The sequence below is a fragment of the Paenalcaligenes sp. Me131 genome (assembly GCF_050487225.1).
Taxonomy (GTDB): Bacteria; Pseudomonadota; Gammaproteobacteria; order Burkholderiales; family Burkholderiaceae_B; genus Paenalcaligenes.
Map to the genome: position 1 here is coordinate 622,640 of NZ_JBKQGY010000003.1, position 20,114 is coordinate 642,753.

Consider the following 20,114-nt stretch of genomic DNA (forward strand, 5'->3'; position numbering starts at 1 on the left):
CACCATTCTGCCCAGTTTGGAATACACTAAAGGATTGTTTATTTCCTCTTAGCAGAGCTTTGACATGAATACCGAATCCGCTCAGCCATCGCTGGCCTTTAGTATCAACCGTTCTACTCATCCACGTTCCGCGGAAGATCGCGCCACCATTCTGGCTAAACCGGGTTTTGGTCAGTACTTCACCGATCACATGGCTGCCATTGATTGGAGCGTCGAGCAAGGTTGGCACGATGCCCGCATTCAGCCTTACGGCCCACTGCAACTGGATCCTGCGTCATCGGTGCTGCATTACGGTCAGGAAATCTTTGAAGGCCTAAAAGCCTACCGTCACGCTGATGGCTCTATCTGGACATTCCGTCCCGACGCCAACGCCGCTCGTTTGCAGCGTTCTGCCAGCCGCTTGGCCTTGCCTCAGTTGCCTACAGACTTGTTCGTAGAATCCATCAAACAACTGGTCAAAACCGACGCTGACTGGGTGCCTTCTGCAGCAGAAACCAGCTTGTACCTGCGCCCATTTACCATTGCCAACGAAAGCTTCCTAGGCGTACGCGCTGCACAACGCGCCGCTTACTACGTGATTGCCAGCCCAGCCGGTGCCTACTTCGCCAAAGGCGTAGCACCCGTATCTATCTGGTTGTCTACAGAGCTGAACCGCGCAGGCCGTGGCGGTACCGGTGCAGCCAAATGTGGTGGTAACTATGCGGCATCCTTAGTGCCACAACAAGAAGCCAGCGACAACGGCTGTTCACAAGTACTGTTCTTGGATTCCGTAGAAGGCAAATACTTGGAAGAACTGGGTGGTATGAACCTGTTCTTGGTACGCAAAGACGGCAGCCTACTGACCCCAGCACTGTCCGGCAGCATCTTGGAAGGTATTACCCGCGCTAGCATCATCCAACTCGCACGCGATCGCGGCCACGAGGTTGAGGAGCGTCGTATCACCGTTGAAGAATGGCGCGAAGGCGTTGCTTCCGGCGATATCGTAGAAGCCTTTGCGTGTGGTACAGCTGCTGTGGTGACCCCTATTGGCCAACTGAAAGGCCATGACTTCGCAATTGGCAACCCAGATGCACCAGCAGGCAAAATCACCATGGAACTGCGTCAAGCATTGACCGATCTGCAGTACGGTCGCGCTCCAGATCCACACGGTTGGTTGGTACGTTTGGTGTAAGTTTTTCACCAAGCTGTAGAAAAGGCCCGATGCTTGCGTCGGGCTTTTTTTATGGTGGCGGGGGCAGTACTTAAGTATCTGTGGTAGCTAGTCATCATTGCTACGTGCCAGCACTGGGCTGCCGTAGCCTTAGGCTGCGAAAGTATTTTTTAATTTGTACACCAAATAAAAAAATACTTCCCTCCGCCTTCCCTTCATGGCTTGCCACGGTTTTTAGAGTAGTTGCTGATGAGAATAGTGGGTCCTTCTGCAACAAATAAAAGCACATTCTGACTGCGCCTTTAACAAGCCACCACTCTTGGGAAAGGAGGGGAGGCCTAGCTGCATTCAAGCACCGTAACGGAGAATGTATCGCGTGGTGTGCGATAAGCCCTCCCTCTATTAGCGGCTGTAGCCTTAGGCTTTGCTCTAGCCAGCTCACGCTACATAACAACACGCAATCAAGAGGGTCAAACTTTATCCACAGTCAGAAATCAGAAGCTATAAAAAGTGCCTGTAGTACATGTATAGATACTATGTCTTAAGCACAAATATAGACATGCCAGTGTTCTATGTCCCGCTTTTGTATGAGGATTACGCCATTCAATTGGCTCATTAAAAACAGGCCAACGGCACACAAGAAAGGGCTGTAAACCTCTCCACATTCAGAACAGCCGGGGGACGGAGAGGAAACTTTTTTGATTTGGTGTACAAATCACAAAAAGTATTCCTGCAGTTCCCAGCGCGTGCGATGAATAGAGCGTCACAGCCTTACAAACTATTATCGTAAGCAACCTTGTACAGCCCAAAAAACAAACCCCTGCATCTCTACAGGGGCTTATTCAACTTATACCGCAACACGTTTCTCTACCGCAGTATAGACACCGCTAAAACACCTTAACGCGCAAACTGCGACAGATGGCAAGACAGCACATCCGCAATCGCATGATCACTTAACCCACGCGCTTTAAGATCAGCAGTCAGGGCAGCCACATCTACATCCACCAACGTACGCTGATCAGAAGTAGGGCGGTCGTCACGCACGATGCGGAAATCAAAATCGCGCTCAGGCGTTTTACGCACTTCGTAGTGCATGACTTCATCAATCTGATTATCAGGTGTGAAAGTCAGCACGGTAGGGCGCAGATCGTACAGCTCAGCGGTTTGCACATACTCGGATGCGCAAATAATGACCTGATCGCCTTTCTGGCACGTACGTGCAGCAGCACCGTTCAAAATGCAGCAGCGTGAGCCTGGCTCACCATAAATCACGTAAGTAGAAATCCGCGCACCGCTTTGCTTATTCCAGATTTCCACGAACTCCATCGGAAAAATACCTGCTTGTTCGCAGACTTCCGGATCCAAGGTAATGGAACCATGGTAGTTCAGATCCGCTCCGGTAATGGTGATACCGTGCAGCTTGGCGCGGACAACTTTTTTCATGCTAGTAATGGGCCATCAAAAGATAAAAATAGTGGTTTCAACGTGATGAGCCGCAGGCCCCGTTGATTGCTAAGTCATTTTACCCAATCTCTACGCAAATAGTGGCGTAGGAGTAGGAAAACCACGTTAGCCTTCTTCTACAAACTGCTGCACTTCGGCAGGGGTTAAGTAGCGAGACTCGCCGAGTTCCAACGTGTCATCCAACGCTAAAGAACCAATACGCTCACGATGCAAGGTCAGAACCAAGTTCCCCAACGAGGCAAACATGCGTTTAACCTGATGGTATTTGCCTTCCTGAATAGTGAGTCGTGCCGTGCGCTCATCAATGCGTTCTAGCACAGCAGGAAGCGTAGGCTTGTCTTCACCGTTCAACAAAATACCGGCTTGAAAGAGCGCTTCAGCATTATCAGGCAACGGCTCTGCCAAGGTCGCTACATAGACCTTATCGCACTGGTGACGCGGTGAAATAATACGGTGCGTCCATTGGCCGTCATCCGTAATCAAAATCAGCCCGGTGGTATCCACATCCAGCCTACCTACGGTGTGCAAACGGTCACGCTTTTCTATATCCAACAGCGTCATGATTGAAGGGTAAGCGCTATTTTTCAGACTGCACTCGTAACCCGCCGGCTTATTGAGCATCAGGTAACGCAAACCAATCAGCTCAAGCACGTCATCTTCCCACTTAACGACGTCGCCTTCCTGCACCACGTAGGTGCCTTTAGTGACCACCTCGCCGTTAACCGTGATTTCCTCACTTTTAAGCACCTTACGTGCATCAGAGCGGCTGAGATCGGTGCTCTCACCAAGAAACTTGTCTAGGCGCATTCTATTTCCAAACAAAGCGTTGTTAACTAATTTTCTGTTTTTAACTGCGTTCATCTTAACAACGAAATGAACTCACTACAGGGCAAAGAAACTATAGATTTTTACAGTAGTAGACCAGCGTTTATGAAAGACTTGGCCAATGGCAACTCTACAAACGTCGATCGACATGGCAACATGTCTGCACTACAAAGCAAGGCGAGCCAGATTACTTCTAATACCCTCAAAGATTGTATCTGCTATATGCGCTGGAAACCCTTCGGGAACAAGCTCTTGCACAGCATTAATGGCGCCATCTACGATGCTGGGTAACTCACCAAGAATAGCCATTGTAGGCTCTACACCAATATACTGTTCACCCACAGTAAGCCAATGCCTTCTATAAATGTCATTCATACGATAGTGTGGGTTTTTAGTGCGCACCGCCATCGCCATTTTGACGTTTCTAAGGTGAACGTGATTGGCACCGCTTCCCACCCAAGGCCAAGCGGAAAGTACATCATAGAGCGGAGCAAGTTTGAAGGTTCCGCCCGGCGCAATCGCTATGCTGAAATTTTTAGCATGGCCATCAACGGCAGCAAGCAACCAAAAGTACAGTAGCGCCTTGAAGAAGGTCTGCCTATCGTCTGTAACATTAGCAGAACCACGCAGAAGCCCCATGATATCTGACACGCCAGGCCCACCATCCGATTCATACTTGAGATGCGATGGTAACCCTTGCGCCTGCAGCAGATCCTCATGCGGGATACGAACAATCCAACCATCTGGATGAACGTGCCGGTCAAATCGCTCCACAATGAGTACGCGCTGGTCCTCGAATTGAGCTATCTGCGTTTTTGCAATGGGCAACCCCATTGCCCTCAATAGCTCCATTGAAAGCCACTCATTCTCTATGGAGTGCTGCAAGTCATAACGTGCGTTTCCTGCTAAGCCTAGCGGTAGCTTAAGAATATGGGTGGTTGGCGTTGCCCCCTCTGGGATATGCCAAGAGCCTTTATGCCACAGCAGCGCCGTTTTCTCTTGTGCACCCGCTAATGAAAAACGGAAGTCGTCACTTGAGCTATCCCCAGTAGACAAAATCGCGCCTCTAAGGTGCTCTGCAACCTTCGCTTCCGTTAAGGCCCTACCCTTGATGGACTTCACATCCTGTGGCGCTGTACCCTCAGGAAGTAGCTGCACCGCTCCGGCAGAATCACGGCCAATACTCTGTAGCAAAGTAAAAGCATCCAAGGATGTAGCCTTGAATCGTGCACCTATACGACGACGTATTGCCTCGTTATCCGGCAGAAGATTATCAAAATAATTGTCGACTACCGCACCGCGCAGTCCATCCCCTGTGCCAGTCATTGGCAATGAGAGAGACAGTGGCCTACCTTGTGGATGCTCCACCCACGATGGGGCATACACAAGTCGAGAAGCAGTCCTGCCTTGCTGATGCCACTGCCCCACCAAAAGGCCGTTCATCCAAATATCAAGAACACGCATTACCAGCCCTCAATAGAATCCTTGAAGGGCCGCCTAGGCTCAGCAGCTAGCTGTGTATCAAGCACGGATAGCACTTCATACACCCGCGCAAAAGCAAGCCCTGAGGCATCCTTCTCCATACGAGAAACCGCTTGCTGAGTCGTGTTCAGCCTACGAGCCAGTTCCGCTTGGCTCCACCCCTTTTCTTCTCGTAGCGAGCGAATAAGCGGTGAGAGCTGCTCCACTTTTAATAACAATACCGATTTCATCATCATGTCTCACAGCTAACTTAAACAAGTACAGCATAAATGATGTGTTCTTCAAATACATCAAATAAGGCGTAAAAACAGAAAACATCATAAATGATGTAATTTACATTTACAACAGATTTGATGTAAAACTAGGGGCCGTTGTTTTGGAAAGTAGGGCCCGGCATAAAAGCGTTATGTACCAGTAAAAATACCAGCCACATAAAAAAACGGACCACGTAAAAGTAGTCCGTTTTTTCAAACCTCATTGATCACACTGGTGTGGAAATCCACATGCCATTACACGTCAATGTTGCCTGCCTGCAAGGCGTGAGTTTCGATAAACGCACGACGTGGCTCAACTTCATCACCCATCAAGGTAGTGAATACTTGATCCGCTGCAATAGCGTCTTCGATACGTACTTGCAGCAGACGACGGGCAGATGGGTCCATGGTGGTTTCCCACAGCTGCTCGGGGTTCATCTCACCCAGACCTTTATAGCGCTGTTTTGACACACCACGTTCTGCTTCGGAACGCAGCCAGTGCATAGCATCACGGAAGTCGTCAATGGCCGACTCTTTACGACGGTCGCCTTCACCACGCATGACCATCGCACCTTTACCAATCAGACCCAAGAAGGTTTGACCAGCACGGCTGAGTGTCAGGTAGTCGGAACCACGCAAGAAGGCTTTATCAAACACGCTCACACGCACGTTACCATGGTGCAGGCGGTTAGCCAGCAAACGCCACTGGCCCGCATCGTCTTGCTCTACGCTGACGCTAAACAGGTGTGGGTTGGCAGGGTCTTGCAAACGCTCTGTCAGCTCTTTTGCAGATTGTTGTGCAGCAGCTTCGTCGTCCAGCTTGATAACGCTACCCTCAGCAATCGCCGACAGCACTTCACTATCCATTAGCTTGGACAGCTTATCGATCACTTGGTCAGCCAATACATACTGACGCACCAAGCTTTCCAGCGCATTGCCAGTAATAGGCTCTGCACCTTCGCGTGGCAGCAATTGCGCATCTTTCACGGCGATACTCAGCATAAACTGGGCTTCTTCCGCTTCGTCTTTCAGATAGCGCTCATCACGGCCCACTTTCACTTTGTACAGTGGTGGTTGCGCAATGTAGATGTAGCCACGCTCGATCAACTCAGGCATCTGACGGTAGATCAGCGTTAACAACAAGGTACGAATGTGTGCACCATCCACGTCCGCGTCAGTCATGATGATAATGCGGTGGTAACGCAGTTTGCTGACGTCAAAGTCTGGGCCAATGCTGGTACCCAGTGCGGTAATCAACACAGTGACCTGTTCGCTGCTGATCAGTTTGTCGAAACGTGCTTTTTCCACGTTCAGAATTTTGCCTCGCAGCGGCAAAATCGCTTGGAATTTACGGTCACGGCCTTGCTTAGCCGAACCACCCGCGGAGTCACCCTCCACAATGTACAGTTCGGATTTCGCCGGGTCTTTTTCTTGGCAGTCAGCCAGTTTGCCGGGCAAACCAGCACCTTCCAGCACACTCTTACGACGCGTTACTTCACGAGCCTTACGAGCGGCCTCACGGGCACGCGCTGCTTCGATAATTTTGTTGCAAACCGAGCGCGCATCCGCTGGGTTTTCTTGCAACCAAGTTTCCAAGGTACGGCTTACTGCGTCTTCTACAGCAGGACGTACTTCACTGGACACCAGTTTGTCTTTGGTCTGGCTACTGAATTTTGGCTCAGGTACTTTCACTGACAACACGCAAGCCAAGCCTTCGCGCATATCGTCACCAGAAGTCTCTACCTTGGCGCGTTTAGCCAACTCGTTGTCGCTGATGTATTTGTTCAGCACGCGAGTCATCGCAGCACGCAAGCCAGTTAAGTGGCTACCACCATCACGCTGAGGAATGTTATTGGTGAAACACAGTACGTTTTCGGCGTAGCTGTCGTTCCACTGCATGGCGATTTCCACGCCCACCAACACACCACCTGCCTCGGACTCTGTTTCTACCGAGAACACGTTAGGGTGCAACACGCTTTTACCGCGGTTGATGTATTCCACAAAGCCTTTAACACCGCCCAAAAACGCGAAGTCTTCTTCTTTGTTCTGGCGCTCGTCAATCAGCTTAACTTTCACACCGTTATTCAAGAATGACAGTTCGCGTAAGCGTTTTGCCAAAATCTCGTAGGTGTATTCAATATTATTGAAAATTTCGTGGTCAGCAAGATAGCGTACTTGTGTACCTGTTTTGGTAGTGTCGCCCACCACTTTCAACGGTTCTACACGCTCACCACGCTGAAAGCGCAGGTAATGCTCATGACCATTACGCCAAATTGTCAGATCCAGCCACTCGGACAAGGCGTTCACACACGACACACCCACCCCGTGCAAGCCACCAGACACCTTGTAGGAGTTCTGGTCAAACTTACCGCCGGCGTGCAGTTCAGTCATGACGATTTCAGCCGCACTACGTTGCTCTTCGTCGTCTTTGTGAATGTCGGTAGGAATACCGCGCCCGTTATCGCAAACAGAAATACTGTTGTCTGCATGGATAGTGACAAGAATCTCATCACAATGACCCGCCAAGGCTTCGTCAATGGCGTTATCCACCACCTCGAAAACCATGTGGTGCAAACCGGTACCGTCCGAGGTATCGCCAATGTACATGCCTGGGCGTTTACGAACCGCTTCCAGGCCTTTGAGCATGCGAATTGAATCGGCGCCGTACTCGGTGTTTGGAGTGCTTTGATCTGACATGTATTGTTTATACCCTTAGTAAGCCAACGCTTAAATGCGCATTGGCATGACAACGTATTTGAATGCATCCTCATCAGGCAGAGTGATCAGCACCGATGCATTGGAATCAGGCTGCACCGACCAGCGTACCTGTTCGGTTTTGACGTTAGCCAATACATCCAGCAAGTAGCTGACGTTAAAGCCTACATCCAGCGGTTCAAATTCGTAGTCAATTTCAATTTCTTCGTTGGCTTCTTCTTGCTCCGCGTTGGAAGCAGAAATACGCAACTGGTGGTTCGCCAAGTTCACGCGTACGCCACGAAGTTTGTCGGTGGTCAAAATAGCCGCACGTTGCAAACTACCTTGCAGCGCTTCACGGTTAACCGTGAAGTGGCGCGTATAGGTAGATGGAATCACGCGGGTGAAATCAGGGAATTTCCCTTCCACCAACTTGGAGATCAGCTCAACTTGGTCAAAGCTGAAGCGAATCTGGCCACCGGCCACTTGGATTTGTACCGCATCATCGATCTCACCCAACAAGCGCTGCATTTCTAGCACTGTTTTACGTGGAACAATGACATCTTGGCGGCTTTCCAAACCTTCGATCTCAGTACCGTTATGTACCAAACGGTGGCTATCTGTTGCCACAGTACGTACCCAACCGGGTTCAAACACAAACAGCATACCGTTCAAGTAGTAACGGATATCTTGTTGCGCCATCGCGAAGTGGGCGGTATTGAACAAGTGTTTCAGTGTTTTCTGTGGCAGCGCCAACGACACATCCCACTGCTCTGGCTGAGCCAAAGTAGGGAACTCGTTAGCATCCATGGTTTGCAGCGCAAAGCGGCTACGTCCCGACTGCACAATCAGTTTGCCATCTACCAGAGACAACACTACGTCGCCCACATCAGGCAGTGCACGCAGAATATCCAGTAATTTACGTGCAGCAACCGTAGTCGCTACATGCTCATCACCCACACCAAAATCAGCATGAGTGGTGATTTGCACTTCCATATCGGAGGCAATAAACGAAACCCTAGAGCCTTCTTTGCGCAAAAGAATGTTGGCAAGAATAGGCAAGGTGTGGCGACGCTCGACAATCCCTACTACTGTCGATAATGGCTTGAGCAATGCGTCACGAGAGGCTTGTACAAGTTGCATGGTCATCCTTTCAGGGTTTGTTCAAGTACGTGTAAAGAGTGATTCAACTCTGTCTGCTTGCTGCGTGCCTCAGTAATTTTACGCACCGCATGCAGCACCGTCGTGTGATCCCGCCCACCAAACAACTCACCAATTTCTGGCAAACTTTTTTGAGTGAGTTCTTTGGCCAAATACATAGCAATTTGGCGGGGCAGAGCAATATTAGCAGGACGTCGTTTTGAGTACATGTCCGCTACTTTGATTTTATAGAAATCTGCTACCGTTTTCTGAATGTTTTCTACCGTAATCTGCCCATTGGAAACAGAGAGTAAATCTTTCAGGGCATCTTTACAGACTTCTACACTCAGCACGTCGCGGCCATGGAAACGTGCATAGGCAGACACCTTACGCAGCGCACCTTCCAGTTCACGCACGTTACTGCGCAAATGCTTAGCGATAAAGAACGCCACCTCCTCGGGCATCACAATGCCTTCGGTCTGTGCTTTACGCAGCAAAATAGCGACCCGCATCTCTAGTTCGGGCGGCTCAATCGCTACCGTCAAACCAGAGTCAAATCGAGAAATCAGTCGGCTATCAATATTAGACAGTTCTTTTGGATACGTGTCCGACGTGATAATGATCTGTTTGCGCTGAGCCACCATCGCTTCAAACGCATAGAAAAACTCTTCTTGGGTACGGTTCTTGCCAGCGAAAAACTGAATATCGTCAATTAACAATAAATCCAGCGAGTGGTAGTAGCGTTTGAACTCATCAAACGCTTTGCGTTGATACGCTTTCACCACATCAGACACGTATTGGTCTGCGTGCACATAACGTACGCGCATACCTGTGCCATTTGCCAGCAGGGCGTTACCAATCGCGTGAATCAAGTGAGTCTTACCCAAGCCCACACCACCGTACAAGAACAGCGGGTTATAGGACACACCAGGGTTTTCGGCGACCTGCAACGCAGCAGCACGCGCTAGCTGGTTGGCTTTACCGGTCACAAAGTTATCGAAAGTCAGCTCAGGATTCAAACGCGAACGCTCGTGTACCGCATCAGCCACAACGGCTGCGGGATTCACAAGAGGGGCTTCAGCCATCGGTTCACCACCGCCCATCGCAGACGGTGCAGCCACGCCCGATGCCGCTGATGGCATACGACGTGGCACAGCAGGTTGTGCGGCAGGCGCATTAGCAGCCAGCTCTAACGCAAGCTCAACAGGACGACCGAACCACTCACTGGCCAAGTCCTGTATACGGTGCGCAAAATTCTTACGCACCCAATCCAATTTAAAACGGTTCGGCGCTGACAGGCGCAAGATTGCCTGCCCTTCATCGTATTCCAAAGGAACCAAAGGGCGTATCCAAGCACTAATTTGCTGCGGCGGGAGCTCCTGTTCAAGCGTCTGAACGCAAGACTGCCAAAATTCGTTCATATTTCTCACTTGTGTAAACCTCGATTCTACCCTGTGTGGCACCCAGTTATCCACAGACAGTAGAATTTACATTGTAATTGATGGCCTAAACAATTGACTAAAAGCCAAAAGTTTGCTGAAATGGTGAGCTTTTCAAGAATTCTTTGTTGCCAGAGGCCGGCATGGTTGCCGGATGTAGGCCCTTATTAGGCGTTTTCTGGCGGCACCTTTATTTGTGGATAAATCCCCATGAAGCGCACTTATCAACCTTCCGTTACTCGCCGTAAACGTACTCACGGCTTTCGTATCCGTATGAAAACCCGCACTGGTCGTGCTGTTCTGAACGCACGCCGTGGTAAAGGCCGTAAACGCCTAGCAGTATAATTAGCGGAAAATGGCTGGCACATTCTAGTGCCTGAGCAATCATGGTCACAACATTTCCAGCCACTGCCCGTTTAAAACGCCCCTCCGAATATGTGCAGGCCCTCAAAGGCCGGCGTATCGCCAGAGGGGCTTTGTTCGTTGTAAATACTCCACGCTCATCTGGCGAGAGTTTTCCACAGGAACAAGCCCGCCTGGGATTAATTATCCCCAAGCGCTCTGCTCCTTTGGCTGTCACCCGTAATCAAATCAAACGCATATTGCGCGATACCTTCAGGCACCAGCGTCATCTGCTACCTGCTCGCGATTATGTCTTTAGGTTGCACAGCAAAGTACCCGATATTTCGCTACGCCAATTAAAAGAACTGGTACGTAACGAAGCAGAAGAACACCTCAAACGGGTACAACAATGATCAAAGCCTTGCTGATCGCCCCCATACGGTTTTACCAGTATGTGATCAGCCCCTGGTTAGGCCGCTGTTGTCGTTACAGCCCCAGTTGCTCCGCCTACGCTATTGAAGCCATTCAGACACACGGAGCCCTAAAAGGACTTTGGCTTGGCATTCGTCGTATTGCTCGTTGCCATCCTTGGGGTAGTAGTGGCTATGATCCCGTTCCCCCGGTCAAAAATCGCTTGTCAGTCGCCACTGAAAAGCCTGATTCCGGGCAGACTTCCCATGATAATCACCCTGGATGTAATCACTAACCCTGTAACATCTACATAAATTATCAGTCCAGCATCAAGCTGCGTTAAACTGCTAAGTTTGCTCAGCTTCATATTGTGAAACAGGCGCTATGGATATTCGTCGTACCCTCCTTTGGATGATCTTCTCCTTCTCGCTCCTGCTGCTATGGAATAACTGGCAAGAGTACAATGGCAAACCTTCGTTGTTTTCCAGTACCCCTGCAAGCGAAACCACTGCACAGGCCACCACTGATGGTGCACCTACAGCAACCGGCACGTCCGACGCTAGCATCCCATCAGCCGCACCAGCGACAGCCAGCACGCCTGCTGAATTGCCTGTCAGTGCTGCGGTTACCCCCAGCACCGAACTTGTACAGGTTGAGACCAATGTGTATAAGTTGAGTTTTGATCCTACTGGTGCCCAGTTGGTCAAAGCTGAACTGCTGAAGTACAACTCCCCTGAAGCGCCTGATCAACCAATGGTGCTGCTGGATAACTCTGCCGACTCGGTGTACATGGTACAAAGCGGTATTGTGGGTGCGCCAGCAGGTCAAAGCTATCCTACTCACCTGACCCCCTACGGTCTGGTATCTAACACTGTCGATAGCGCCAACGTGCGTACACTGGTGTTTGAAGCCGTTGCCGATGGCGTTCGTGTAGTAAAAACCTTTACCTTGGGTAGCGACAGCTACGCCATTCAGGTACGACACGACGTGTTCAACGTGAGTGACGCTACGATCCAGCCTTCTGTATATCTGCAGTTGACTCGTGATGGTAACAACCCTCCTGATTCCTCTCGTCTGTACAACACCTTTACTGGCCCTGTGGTGTACTCCAGTGAAGATAAATTCCAGAAAATTTCTTTCTCGGATGTAGACAAGAACAAAGCTAGCTACACAGCCCAAGCCAATAATGGCTGGATTGGTTTCGTACAGCACTACTTTGCGACAGCGTGGGTTCCACCCGCAGACAGCGCCCGTACCAACCAAGTTCTGCGTGTAAGCGACAACCTGTACGCTATTCGTACCATCGAAGGCATGGGTAGCATTGCTCCTGGTGCAAGCCAAAGCATGATTGCTGATCTGTGGGTAGGCCCACAAGACCAAGCCGCTATGGGTTCCTTGGCCGAGGGTCTAGATCTGGTTGTGGATTACGGCTGGTTAACGATTCTGGCTAAACCTCTGTACTACCTGTTGGCGCTGTTGCACAGCTTCCTAGGTAACTGGGGTTGGTCTATTGTGGCACTGACAGTGCTGATCAAACTGGTGTTCTACCCGTTGTCAGCAGCCAGCTACCGCTCTATGGCCAAAATGAAACTGGTAACACCACGCTTGCAAGCTCTGCGCGCCAAATACGGTGACGACAAAGCCAAGCTGAATGCCGCCATGATGGAAATGTACCGTACCGAGAAGATCAACCCATTGGGTGGTTGTTTGCCTATGGTGGTACAGATTCCGGTGTTTATTGCTCTGTATTGGGTACTGTTGGGCAGCGTGGAAATGCGCGGTGCACCATGGATCCTATGGGTACAAGACTTGGCCGCACGTGACCCATGGTTCATCTTGCCAGCAGTGATGATGGCCACCATGTTCCTGCAGATCAAGTTGAACCCAACACCTCCAGATCCAATGCAGGCTCGTATCATGATGATCATGCCATTGGTATTCGGGGGGATGATGTTCTTCTTCCCAGCTGGTCTGGTTCTGTACTGGTGCGTGAACAACACCTTGTCCATCGCTCAGCAACGCTACATCATGCATAAACTGGACAAAGAAACCGCTGCAGCTAAACGCTAAGCGACGTTGATTTATCCTAAAGGGGCCGACATAACGTCTGCCCCTTTTTAGTGCCTACACCTCAAGTTGTTTTCTCTTAATACGGCGTCAGTTGCATCGCGCCCTCGAATCTTTTTCGCAACTGGAACGTATGGTTGACTCATCTTCCTTCCTCACACCGCCTGTTCCTTCAACTACTAACGGCATAGCAGCACAACAAGAATTAGGGCAGTGGGTGTTGGCCAGTAATACCGCCGTTGCCATTTTCAATGCAGACGATCAGCTGTACTTTGCCAGCCCCTCGTTCATGCAGCTCTACGCCGTACAGCCCGGCGATCAAACCTTTCACAGCATCATTAGCCACTGCTTTCACCAGCAAAAAGGCCCTCGCATTATTGGCCCCTTATCGCAATGGATCAGCACGGTGCAATCCAAACGCCGTACTATTCCCGTACGCACATTTGAGGTGGTCATGCTAGATGGGCGCTGGATGTGGGGTACAGAGGTCACGTTTACGAATCAGTGGACGATGGTGCAAATCATTGACTTCACGGCCATCAAAAACAAAGAGTTCGCCTTACAGAAAGCCCATGCCGAGGCCGTACTTGCTGCTAAAACGGATGACCTGACCGGGCTCCCCAATAGGGGGGCAATCATTCAACGCTTTCACCAGCTCTATGAATATTGCTTAGGACAACACCAGTCTCTGACGGTGGCAATCATCGATCTGGATCACTTCAAATCAGTGAATGACAACTTCGGTCACGCTATGGGTGATGCCGTATTACGCCATTTCTCTACCCAGGCCGATATCCTTATACGAGCGGCGGGTGGCGTAATAGGGCGCAGCGGCGGGGAAGAGTTTTTAGTCGTATTGCCCAATTCCCCCACTAGCTGTGGACAAGACTTACTAGAAAAACTGCGTGTACATCTGCAAAAACACCCGTTCAGTACGGCCCAGAGCATAATTTATTACACCTTTTCCTCTGGTTTGGTCTCCAGCACTCAGCTATGCTCTTTCGAGGATCTGTATAAAGCTGCTGATAAAGCCCTCTATACCGCAAAAATTCGCGGACGAAATCAGGATTGTGTTTCTACCCCGGTAAAAGCGAATACACAGCAGTGATTAAGTAAAGCTATCAACTTCTTCAATATATTCAATTTCAACTAAGAAACAAACTCTCCTAGAATAGATCACATATAGAGTGCAATACAGATCCCCTGTACATACACCCGAATAGGAGAGCTTCAATGAAGAAAGACCTCATGACCACAGCTGCTGGCGCCCCCGTCAGCCATAACAATGATTCCATGACGGCTGGCCCGCGTGGACCAGTCTTGATGCAGGACACGTGGTTGTTGGAAAAGCTGGCGCACTTTAATCGTGAACGTATCCCTGAACGTGTAGTACACGCCAAAGGCGCAGGTGCTTTTGGTACTTTTACCGCCACACACGACATTAGCCAGTACTCCTGTGCCAATGTGTTCAAAAAAGGGCAGCAAACCTCTGTATTGGCCAGATTCTCTACTGTCGCTGGTGAGGCTGGTGCAGCAGATGCCGAGCGTGACGTACGTGGTTTTTCGCTGAAGTTTTACACTGAGGAAGGTAACTGGGACATGGTGGGCAACAACACCCCGGTGTTCTTTATCCGTGATCCTCTGAAGTTCCCTGACTTTATCCACACCCAAAAACGTGATCCACAAACCCACCTGCGTAGCATGACAAATGCCTGGGATTTCTGGTCACTGAACCCCGAATCACTGCACCAAGTCACCATTTTGATGAGTGACCGTGGTCTACCTAAAAACTTCCGCCAAATTCACGGCTTTGGTTCCCATACCTACAGCCTGATCAACGCCGAGGGAAAACGCCATTGGGTGAAGTTTCACTTCAAATCCATGCAAGGCATTGAGAACTACACCAATGCAGAAGCCAGCAAGCTGGTAGGTGAAGACCGTGAAAGCGCTATACGCGACCTGTACGAGCACATTGATGCCGGTGACTTCCCACGTTGGGCACTGCGCATTCAGGTGATGACAGAAGAACAAGCACTGAACTACCACCTCAACCCCTTTGATCTGACTAAAGTGTGGCCACATGGCGACTTCCCGCTGATCGATGTGGGTGTGTTGGAACTGAACCGTAACCCAGACAACTACTTTGCCCAAATTGAGCAAGCTGCCTTTACACCTGGCAACGTGGTTCCTGGTATTGGTTACTCTCCAGACCGTATGCTGCAAGGTAGATTGTTTGCCTACGGCGATACCCAGCGCTACCGCTTGGGGATCAACCACAACCAGATCCCTGTGAATGCGCCTAAATGCCCATTCCACAATAGCTACCACCGTGATGGTGCTATGCGTGTAGACGACAACCAAGGCAACAAACCTAACTACGAGCCTAACAGCGCCGGTACATGGAAAGAGTCCTCTTACCAAGAACCGCCTCTGGCCTTGGATGGTAAAGCTGCTGACCACTGGAGCCATCGCGTAGACAGTGATTACTACTCACAACCGGGTGACCTGTTCCGTTTGATGAGCCCAGATCAACAGCAACAACTGTTTGATAACGTTGCTGCTGCCATGGCTGGTGTACCTCAGTTCATCATCGACAGACAGCTAGAACACTTCCATCAAGCTGACCCTGCGTATGCAGAAGGTGTGCGTAAGGCCTTAGCAAAAGCCTAATCGCTACCCACTAAGAAACCGGAACAGCGCTTATGCTGCTCCGGTTTCTTTATGGCTGTGTATAACGTAATGACTGTACTCGCTCACACCGTCATACCTTGTTTGCCACCGCTTTTACACTCAAACGAAAGTGACTACATCCCCAAAGCATTAAGCCCCACGTGCAATACGTGGGGCTTAATGTCGCCATATGGATGGCTAAATGGGCAAGGCGGGTTATGCGTTTGCTACTTTCAAAGCTTTGCCTTTGTTGCTGGACAGAATTCCGAAGAATGCGACCAACCATACCAAGGCGGCAATCCACCAGCCCATGCTGCCTGTAATCAGAGCCTGACCAATCAGACCAGCCTGAATACAATAGTAGGCCATTGGGATCAATGTTTTACGAACGATCTCACCTTCACGGTTCATCATCCCTACCACCGCACCCGCTGCAACCACGTTGTGTACACAAATCATGTTACCGGCTGCACCACCAACGGCCTGCAACGCTACCACAATGGCTGATGCATCAATACCCAGACCAATGTGCTGTGCTGTGGAAAACTGGAAGTACGAGAACATCATGTTACTAACAGTGTTAGAACCAGCAATAAACGCCCCCAAGCTACCTACCCATGGAGCAACGTTAGGCCAGCTGTGACCAGCCAAACCAGCCGCACCCTGAGCCAATACCAATGGCATGCTGTTTAGTGAACCATCTGCCGCTGCAGAGTTAATAAACACTTGCACCATAGGCACTGCCAACAACAGAGCAGGGGCCGCGTCTAGCATGGTGATACCAGAGTTCTTAATACCGCGACCAAACTGTTGCATGTTCATTTTGAAGATGGCAATACACAGCAAGGACACTACGATCAGGATAAAACCTGGTGAGAACAAGAACTGGGCAGAGCTAGAAATCTTTGTACCAAACAGGTTAGCAAAAGTGATGGTGGCATCAGGGCCAGTCAGCGCACTTTTTACAGCTGGAATAGTACGAGTAATGATCAAGAAAGCGACAACCAATACGTAAGGCGAGAACGCACGCAATACGGAGAATTTTTTGGCCGTAGGATCATCATCTACAGTACGCAGCGTACCCAACCATTTCTCTTCCCATGAATCACGAGGAGGGAAATCAAAGGTGGTTTTAGGAATCAAGAAACCTTTTTTCGCGGCAGGCACCACAATCGCCAAACCAATCAGCGCACCCAACATAGATGGGAACTCAGGTCCCAAGATAGTCGCGATGAAGTAGTACGGCACGGTGAACGCAATACCAGCGAACAACGCAAATTTCCATGCGCCCAAACCTTCACGGAAGGATTGCTTCGCACCAAAGAAACGTGTCAGCAAACCACACAGAATCAGAGGAATCACAAAGCCTGTCAGAGCATGCACCAACGCCACGTTATCCACGATCTGCTGCAAGTACTCCAGAGGCGTACTAGGAGAGATCAGAGCGGCCACATCGGCTTTGTTATCAATACCGGAGCGCACACCCACCAACATAGGCGTACCCACAGCACCGAACGATACTGGCGTGGACTGAATAATCAGTACAGACATCACCGCAGCCATGGCAGGGAAACCCAACGCCAAGAGCAATGGAGCTCCTACCGCTGATGGTGTACCGAAACCTGAAGAGCCCTCAATCAAAGAGCCAAACAACCACGCCACAATAATGACTTGTATGCGGCGGTCAGGGGAGACGTCAGTAAAACCTTGGCGTATGGCTTGTAAAGCGCCACTTTCTTTCAAGGTGTTCAGCAGCAAAATCGCGCCAAACACGATAAAGAGCAAGGTAATGGCCGTAATCAACCCATGAACAGTCGCCGCCGCAACCACGGTACCTTGGGCATTCCACACAAACAATGCCAGCAGCGCAGTAACGACGTATGCAACTCCCATGGAGAATTTTGCAGAGCGTTCTAGTACAACCATCAACAAGAACACTACAGCAATTGGAGCCAACGCCAGTAGCATGTAGAAAGAACTCATAGTTAATACTCTTCTGAAGAATCGGCAAGCACGTAATGGTGGGTTTTTCTTTGCCTACATCCATCCCACTCTACGACCACTCACTTACCTAGCTAAAAAATAAACATCCTGAATCATATTGGTAATACCACTTTACACGAAACCCGTATTTACCCTTGTAGGGATACAAAAATCCGTACAAACGTTATAATCTGGTAATACCAAAATCAATTAAATACGCCACATTTCTACTATCCTGGGCCCACAAGATGTCCACTCCCTTACGCCTGTCTGACCAGATAGCACAACAAATACAACAACTGATATGTGACCAACAATTAAAGCCAGGCGAGCGTTTGCCCGCTGAACGTGTATTAGCAGCACAGTTAAATGTGTCTCGCCCCCCCGTTCGCGAAGCCATACGTACGCTGGCCAGCCAAGGTCTATTAGCAACCCGTCCAGGGGGCGGTACCTTCGTGCTGTCACCCATACAAGATTGGCCAGAAAAAAACTTATTGCCCTTGGCGCAATTGGTCGTGGCTGACCCAGCCTATAACTACGACATGCTGGAAGCCCGTCACGCACTAGAAAGCAGTACCGCGTGGTATGCCGCCTTACGTGCTACCGACCAAGATAAAGACAACATACAGCGCTGTTTTGACATCATGGTGAATTACCAGCAGCAAGGTGATGCCGAGCAATCCTCGCGCGCCGATGCGCGCTTCCACATGTCTATCGCCGAAGCCTCACACAACATTGTGCTCATACAGTTCATGCGAGGGCTCTTTGATGTACTGCTATCGGTGGTCAGTCAAAGCCGCAACACCATGTTCCAAAGTTCGCAGCCTAATGTGCTCAAAATGTTGACGCATCAACACGAAACCCTGATGAATGCCATCTTGGCGGGTGATCCAGAACAAGCTAAACACGCCATCAGCCAACATCTGCATTACGTACAGGACACCATACGCGAGAACGACGACAACCATGCTCGTCGCCAACGCTTAACCCGTTTCTCTCTTCCGGACCCGCTACTATGATTATTTCTGCTGCTACCGACTACAGAGAAGCCGCTAAAAAACGGCTCCCCCCTTTTTTGTTTCACTATGCCGATGGTGGTGCATACGCGGAACACACATTGCGTCGTAACGTAGAAGACTTGTCTGATGTTGCCCTGCGCCAGCGGGTACTCAAAGACATGTCTAATCTAGACTTGAGTACCGAGTTGTTTGGTGAGTCACTGTCCATGCCTGTGGTGCTCGCCCCCGTAGGGTTAACGGGCATGTTTGCCCGACGTGGTGAGGTACAAGCCGCCCGCGCCGCCGACGCCCACGGTATTCCCTTTACCCTATCTACGGTATCGGTTTGCCCTATTGAGGAAGTCACCCCAGCAATTAACCGCCCTATGTGGTTTCAGTTGTATGTGCTGCGCGATCGTGGTTTCATGAAAAACGCCTTAGAGCGCGCCCAAGCGGCTGGCTGCAGCACCTTGGTATTCACGGTAGATATGCCTGTACCGGGTGCACGTTACCGCGATGCGCACTCAGGTATGAGTGGCCCCAATGCCGCCATGCGTCGTTACTGGCAAGCCGTTACTCACCCTCAGTGGTCGTGGGATGTGGGCCTAAACGGTAAACCCCATGATCTGGGTAACGTCTCTGCTTACTTAGGTAAGAAGATTGGCCTAGAAGATTACATAGGTTGGTTAGGCAATAACTTTGATCCTTCCATTTCCTGGAAAGACCTAGAGTGGATTCGTGATTTCTGGAAAGGCCCCATGATCATCAAAGGCATTCTGGATCCTGATGATGCTCGTGATGCGGTACGCTTTGGTGCCGACGGTATTGTGGTGTCTAACCACGGTGGCCGTCAGTTGGATGGCGTGTTGTCATCGGCCCGTGCATTGCCGGCTATTGCAGATGCCGTTAAAGGCGACCTCAAAATTCTGGCCGACTCGGGTATCCGTACTGGGCTAGATGTAGTGCGTATGATGGCACTGGGTGCTGATGCTGTGATGATTGGCCGTGCATTCTTGTACGCACTGTCTACTGCTGGTGAGGCTGGAGTACGCAACCTGCTGCAATTGATAGAAAAAGAAATGCGCGTGGCCATGACGCTGACCAGCACACGTAGCATTGCTGATATCTCTGCCAACATGCTAGTACAGGCTGGCGCACAACAGTAACCACATCCTTGCCCCCATCCTGCATACAG

At 50.2% G+C, this 20,114-nt stretch carries 17 protein-coding genes; 9 read left to right on the forward strand and 8 right to left on the reverse strand.

The features are described from left to right. Nucleotides 1-64: 64 nt before the first annotated feature. Nucleotides 65-1,171: a branched-chain amino acid aminotransferase gene (locus tag ACLPHM_RS14550; protein ID WP_430221941.1), complete on the forward strand. Its 1,107-nt coding sequence runs from the start codon at nucleotides 65-67 to the stop codon at nucleotides 1,169-1,171. A gap of 876 nt (nucleotides 1,172-2,047) precedes the next feature. On the opposite strand, the gene panD is transcribed toward ACLPHM_RS14550, so the two are convergent. The 7 genes from panD to dnaA form a co-directional block, all read right to left on the reverse strand. Beyond that, nucleotides 2,048-2,593, reverse strand: a complete 546-nt coding sequence (gene panD / locus ACLPHM_RS14555; protein ID WP_430221942.1) for an aspartate 1-decarboxylase — start codon at nucleotides 2,591-2,593, stop codon at nucleotides 2,048-2,050. Between the two features lie 126 nt (nucleotides 2,594-2,719). Then, complete coding sequence (locus tag ACLPHM_RS14560) at nucleotides 2,720-3,421, reverse strand: pseudouridine synthase (RefSeq protein ID WP_430221943.1); 702 nt, start codon at nucleotides 3,419-3,421, stop codon at nucleotides 2,720-2,722. Nucleotides 3,422-3,604: 183 nt separating this feature from the next. After that, complete coding sequence (locus tag ACLPHM_RS14565) at nucleotides 3,605-4,903, reverse strand: type II toxin-antitoxin system HipA family toxin (RefSeq protein ID WP_430221944.1); 1,299 nt, start codon at nucleotides 4,901-4,903, stop codon at nucleotides 3,605-3,607. Beyond that, nucleotides 4,903-5,157, reverse strand: coding sequence for a helix-turn-helix domain-containing protein (locus ACLPHM_RS14570; RefSeq protein WP_430221945.1), 255 nt, complete (start codon nucleotides 5,155-5,157; stop codon nucleotides 4,903-4,905). The genes ACLPHM_RS14565 and ACLPHM_RS14570 overlap by 1 nt, the downstream gene beginning before the upstream one ends. A 273-nt stretch (nucleotides 5,158-5,430) precedes the next feature. Beyond that, nucleotides 5,431-7,872, reverse strand: coding sequence for a DNA topoisomerase (ATP-hydrolyzing) subunit B (gene gyrB / locus ACLPHM_RS14575; RefSeq protein ID WP_430221946.1), 2,442 nt, complete (start codon nucleotides 7,870-7,872; stop codon nucleotides 5,431-5,433). A gap of 30 nt (nucleotides 7,873-7,902) precedes the next feature. Then, on the reverse strand, nucleotides 7,903-9,012 hold the full coding sequence (gene dnaN / locus ACLPHM_RS14580) for a DNA polymerase III subunit beta (RefSeq protein WP_168246808.1): 1,110 nt from the start codon (nucleotides 9,010-9,012) through the stop codon (nucleotides 7,903-7,905). 2 nt (nucleotides 9,013-9,014) lie between these two features. Then, the gene (gene dnaA, locus ACLPHM_RS14585; protein ID WP_430221947.1) at nucleotides 9,015-10,430 is read right to left on the reverse strand and encodes a chromosomal replication initiator protein DnaA; all 1,416 of its coding nucleotides are present in this window, start codon (nucleotides 10,428-10,430) and stop codon (nucleotides 9,015-9,017) included. Nucleotides 10,431-10,658: 228 nt separating this feature from the next. On the opposite strand from dnaA, the gene rpmH reads away from it, so the two are divergent. From rpmH to ACLPHM_RS14615, 6 genes are all read left to right on the forward strand, one after another. Then, a complete protein-coding gene (rpmH, locus tag ACLPHM_RS14590; protein ID WP_135862368.1) occupies nucleotides 10,659-10,793 on the forward strand; it encodes a 50S ribosomal protein L34 in 135 nt (44 codons plus the stop codon). 41 nt (nucleotides 10,794-10,834) lie between these two features. Then, entirely contained in the window at nucleotides 10,835-11,203 is a 369-nt protein-coding gene (gene rnpA / locus ACLPHM_RS14595; RefSeq protein WP_430221948.1) for a ribonuclease P protein component, read from the forward strand. Next, nucleotides 11,200-11,496, forward strand: a complete 297-nt coding sequence (gene yidD / locus ACLPHM_RS14600; RefSeq protein ID WP_430221949.1) for a membrane protein insertion efficiency factor YidD — start codon at nucleotides 11,200-11,202, stop codon at nucleotides 11,494-11,496. The genes rnpA and yidD overlap by 4 nt, the downstream gene beginning before the upstream one ends. 89 nt (nucleotides 11,497-11,585) lie before the next feature. After that, nucleotides 11,586-13,271, forward strand: coding sequence for a membrane protein insertase YidC (yidC, locus tag ACLPHM_RS14605; protein ID WP_430221950.1), 1,686 nt, complete (start codon nucleotides 11,586-11,588; stop codon nucleotides 13,269-13,271). A gap of 130 nt (nucleotides 13,272-13,401) precedes the next feature. Then, nucleotides 13,402-14,376, forward strand: a complete 975-nt coding sequence (locus ACLPHM_RS14610) for a GGDEF domain-containing protein (RefSeq protein WP_430221951.1) — start codon at nucleotides 13,402-13,404, stop codon at nucleotides 14,374-14,376. 125 nt (nucleotides 14,377-14,501) lie between these two features. Beyond that, on the forward strand, nucleotides 14,502-15,938 hold the full coding sequence (locus tag ACLPHM_RS14615; protein ID WP_430221952.1) for a catalase: 1,437 nt from the start codon (nucleotides 14,502-14,504) through the stop codon (nucleotides 15,936-15,938). Between the two features lie 216 nt (nucleotides 15,939-16,154). Here the strand turns inward: ACLPHM_RS14615 and ACLPHM_RS14620 are convergent, their stop codons facing one another. Then, a complete protein-coding gene (locus ACLPHM_RS14620) occupies nucleotides 16,155-17,921 on the reverse strand; it encodes an L-lactate permease (protein WP_430221953.1) in 1,767 nt (588 codons plus the stop codon). Between the two features lie 248 nt (nucleotides 17,922-18,169). Here ACLPHM_RS14620 and lldR point away from each other — a divergent pair, with 248 nt between their 5' ends. Beyond that, complete coding sequence (lldR, locus tag ACLPHM_RS14625) at nucleotides 18,170-18,940, forward strand: transcriptional regulator LldR (RefSeq protein ID WP_430221954.1); 771 nt, start codon at nucleotides 18,170-18,172, stop codon at nucleotides 18,938-18,940. After that, nucleotides 18,937-20,085 (forward strand): FMN-dependent L-lactate dehydrogenase LldD, encoded by a 1,149-nt coding sequence (gene lldD, locus ACLPHM_RS14630; protein WP_430221955.1) that lies wholly within the window; start codon nucleotides 18,937-18,939, stop codon nucleotides 20,083-20,085. The genes lldR and lldD overlap by 4 nt, the downstream gene beginning before the upstream one ends. The last annotated feature ends 29 nt before the right edge of the window (nucleotides 20,086-20,114 follow it).

Excerpts from the sequence above, each read along its gene's own strand:
- ACLPHM_RS14620 (WP_430221953.1), bottom strand. The coding sequence starts at position 17,921 with ATGAGTTCTTTCTACATGCTACTGGCGTTGGCTCCAATTGCTGTAGTG.
- yidC (WP_430221950.1), top strand. The coding sequence starts at position 11,586 with ATGGATATTCGTCGTACCCTCCTTTGGATGATCTTCTCCTTCTCGCTC.
- gyrB (WP_430221946.1), bottom strand. The coding sequence starts at position 7,872 with ATGTCAGATCAAAGCACTCCAAACACCGAGTACGGCGCCGATTCAATT.
- ACLPHM_RS14615 (WP_430221952.1), top strand. The coding sequence starts at position 14,502 with ATGAAGAAAGACCTCATGACCACAGCTGCTGGCGCCCCCGTCAGCCAT.
- panD (WP_430221942.1), bottom strand. The coding sequence starts at position 2,593 with ATGAAAAAAGTTGTCCGCGCCAAGCTGCACGGTATCACCATTACCGGA.
- dnaN (WP_168246808.1), bottom strand. The coding sequence starts at position 9,012 with ATGCAACTTGTACAAGCCTCTCGTGACGCATTGCTCAAGCCATTATCG.
- rpmH (WP_135862368.1), top strand. The coding sequence starts at position 10,659 with ATGAAGCGCACTTATCAACCTTCCGTTACTCGCCGTAAACGTACTCAC.
- yidD (WP_430221949.1), top strand. The coding sequence starts at position 11,200 with ATGATCAAAGCCTTGCTGATCGCCCCCATACGGTTTTACCAGTATGTG.
- ACLPHM_RS14550 (WP_430221941.1), top strand. The coding sequence starts at position 65 with ATGAATACCGAATCCGCTCAGCCATCGCTGGCCTTTAGTATCAACCGT.
- ACLPHM_RS14570 (WP_430221945.1), bottom strand. The coding sequence starts at position 5,157 with ATGATGATGAAATCGGTATTGTTATTAAAAGTGGAGCAGCTCTCACCG.
- lldD (WP_430221955.1), top strand. The coding sequence starts at position 18,937 with ATGATTATTTCTGCTGCTACCGACTACAGAGAAGCCGCTAAAAAACGG.
- ACLPHM_RS14565 (WP_430221944.1), bottom strand. The coding sequence starts at position 4,903 with ATGCGTGTTCTTGATATTTGGATGAACGGCCTTTTGGTGGGGCAGTGG.
- ACLPHM_RS14560 (WP_430221943.1), bottom strand. The coding sequence starts at position 3,421 with ATGCGCCTAGACAAGTTTCTTGGTGAGAGCACCGATCTCAGCCGCTCT.
- dnaA (WP_430221947.1), bottom strand. The coding sequence starts at position 10,430 with ATGAACGAATTTTGGCAGTCTTGCGTTCAGACGCTTGAACAGGAGCTC.
- ACLPHM_RS14610 (WP_430221951.1), top strand. The coding sequence starts at position 13,402 with ATGGTTGACTCATCTTCCTTCCTCACACCGCCTGTTCCTTCAACTACT.
- rnpA (WP_430221948.1), top strand. The coding sequence starts at position 10,835 with ATGGTCACAACATTTCCAGCCACTGCCCGTTTAAAACGCCCCTCCGAA.
- lldR (WP_430221954.1), top strand. The coding sequence starts at position 18,170 with ATGTCCACTCCCTTACGCCTGTCTGACCAGATAGCACAACAAATACAA.